Origin of the sequence: Cellulomonas septica (genome assembly GCF_012396155.1) — a bacterium.
GTDB lineage: Bacteria > Actinomycetota > Actinomycetes > Actinomycetales > Cellulomonadaceae > Cellulomonas > Cellulomonas septica.
In genome coordinates, this window is sequence record NZ_JAAXOY010000554.1 from 1 (window position 1) to 2,392 (window position 2,392).

General features: G+C 75.5%; 2 protein-coding genes. Both read left to right on the plus strand.

Features of this window, described 5'->3' with window-relative positions; genetic code table 11:
- Positions 1-1,117: DUF885 domain-containing protein (locus HGA02_RS16455; protein ID WP_168680201.1), on the plus strand; the 1,117-nt coding region annotated here is incomplete at its 5' end.
- The coding region (locus tag HGA02_RS21150) for an SDR family oxidoreductase (RefSeq protein WP_246247949.1) at positions 1,114-2,392 on the plus strand (1,279 nt) is incomplete at its 3' end. The genes HGA02_RS16455 and HGA02_RS21150, both read left to right, overlap by 4 nt.

Here is a 2,392-nt window from a genome sequence, read left to right on the forward strand (position 1 = left end):
GTCCCTGCGCGGCGAGCTCGACACGGCCGCGCAGGCTGCCGCCGCGGGCGTGGACCGGCTGCGCCGGTGGATCGCCGACGAGTACCGCCCGGCCGTCGACGGCGTCCCCGACGCGGTCGGCCGCGAGCGCTACCTGCTGTCCGCGCGCCTGCACACGGGTGCCGACCTGGACGCGCAGGAGGCGTACGCGTGGGGCTGGGAGGAGCTCGCGCGCATCGAGGCGGACATGGCCGAGGAGGCCGACCGCGTGCTGCCCGGTGCGGGGCCGCAGGAGGCGCTCGCGCACCTCGACGAGCACGGCGAGGCCGTCGAGGGTGTCGAGGAGGTGCGGGCGTGGTTGCAGCGCATGATGGACGACGCGATCGCCGAGCTCGACGGCACGGTCGTCGACGTCGCGGACCCGGTCCGGAGGGTCGAGGCGATGATCGCGCCGCCCGGTGCCGCCGCCGCGCCGTACTACACGCGCCCGTCGTTGGACTTCTCGCGTCCGGGTCGCACGTGGCTCCCGACGCTGGGCCGTGACCGGTTCCCGACGTGGGACCTCGTCAGCACCTGGTACCACGAGGGTGTGCCCGGGCATCACCTGCAGCTGGGCCAGTGGGCGTTCCGGGCGGGCGACCTGTCGGTGTTCCAGACGTCGGTCGGGTCCGTGCCCGCGACGACGGAGGGCTGGGCGCTGTACGCGGAGCGGCTCATGGACGAGCTCGGGTACCTGCGCACGCCCGGTGCGCGGCTCGGGTACCTGGACGGGCAGCGGATGCGCGCGGTCCGGGTGGTCGTCGACATCGGCATGCACCTCGGGCTGGCGGTCCCGGGGTCGCACGTGTTCCACCCGGGGGAGCGGTGGACGGCCGATCTGGGCGAGGAGTTCTTCCGGCAGCGCAGCGGGTCGCCCGCCGCGTTCGTGCACAGCGAGATCGAGCGCTACCTCGGGTGGCCGGGTCAGGCGATCAGCTACAAGCTCGGCGAGCGTGCGTGGCTGTCGGGGCGTCGTCGCGCGCGCGAGCGGCGGGAGGCGGCGGGGGAGACGTTCGACCTGCGCGCCTGGCACACCGCCGCGCTCGGGCTGGGCTCGCTCGGCCTCGACGACCTCGAACGCGAGCTCGCGGCCCTGTGAGCACCGCGTCGCGCCCCGGCACGTCGTCGCCCGTGCACCTCATGCTGCGGCTCGGGCTGCCGCGCGACCCGCTCGCGACGCGGAACCTCGGCACGTTCCTCGTCGTGACGGCCCTCACGGTGCTCGTCACGCGCGCCCTGCTGGCCGCGTCCGGGTACCCGCAGCTCGGGGGCGGCGGGCTGCACGTCGCGCACGTCCTGTGGGGCGGCCTCCTCATGGCGCTCGCCTTCGTGCTGCTCCTGTCGTTCATGGGGCCCGTCCTGCGGCCGTTCGGGGCGATCGTCGGCGGGATCGGCTTCGGGCTGTTCGTCGACGAGGTGGGCAAGTTCGTCACGTCCGACAACGACTACTTCTACGAGCCGACCGCCGCGATCATCTACGCCACGGTCGTCGCGCTCGGGCTCGTCGCCGAGGCCCTGCACGGGCGCCGTGCGCTCGACCCGCGCGAGGCGCTGGCCGGTGCGGTCGACGACGCGGTCGCGGGGGTCGTCGGCGGGTTCACGGCGCACGCCCGGGCACGCGCCGAGTCCCGCCTGGCCGCGGCCGGCGACGCCGCGGGGGCGCAGGAGACGCGCGCGCTGCTGCGATCCGTCGTCGACGACCACGAGGAGCTGCCGGACGTCGTCGAGGCCGTCTCGCGCGGTGCCGTGCGCGCCCTGCACGTGCTGATCCGGGCCCGCTTCGTGCCGCTGCTCGCGGTCGTGCTGCTCGTGGCGACCGCGACCGTGTCCGTGATGCGCGGCCTGCTCGCGTGGGGTGACCTCGGCGGGCTGTGGTGGGTCGCCGCGGGGGCCGTCGTCAGCGGTCTCGTCGGTGCCGCGTTCGCCGTCGTCGGGCTGCTGCAGGTGCGGCACGACGCCGTCGAGGGCTACTACCGCACGAAGGTCGCGCAGGAGCGCGTGTACCAGGCGAGCGCGGTCCCGACGACGCTGCTGCGCGCCGCGCAGTTCCACGACTTCTTCGACCGGTTCTTCGGCCGTCCGACGCTCGCGGGTGCGCTCAGCCGCGCCGGCACCGTGCCCTACCTGCGCGGCGCACGCCTCCAGCCGATCGACGTCGCCGACGTCGCGCGGGCGGTCGTCGACGTGTCGGTGGGTCTCGACGCACCGCTCGAGGGCGAGGCGCGAGACGAGGGCGAGCCGGGCCGCCGGACGGTCACCGTCGCCGGCCCCGAGGAGATCGACGGCGCCGACCTGGCCCGCCGCTGGGCCGCGGCGCACCACAGCCGGCGCGTACCGGTGGGCCTCCCGGTCCCCGGCTACGGCGCCTTCTTCT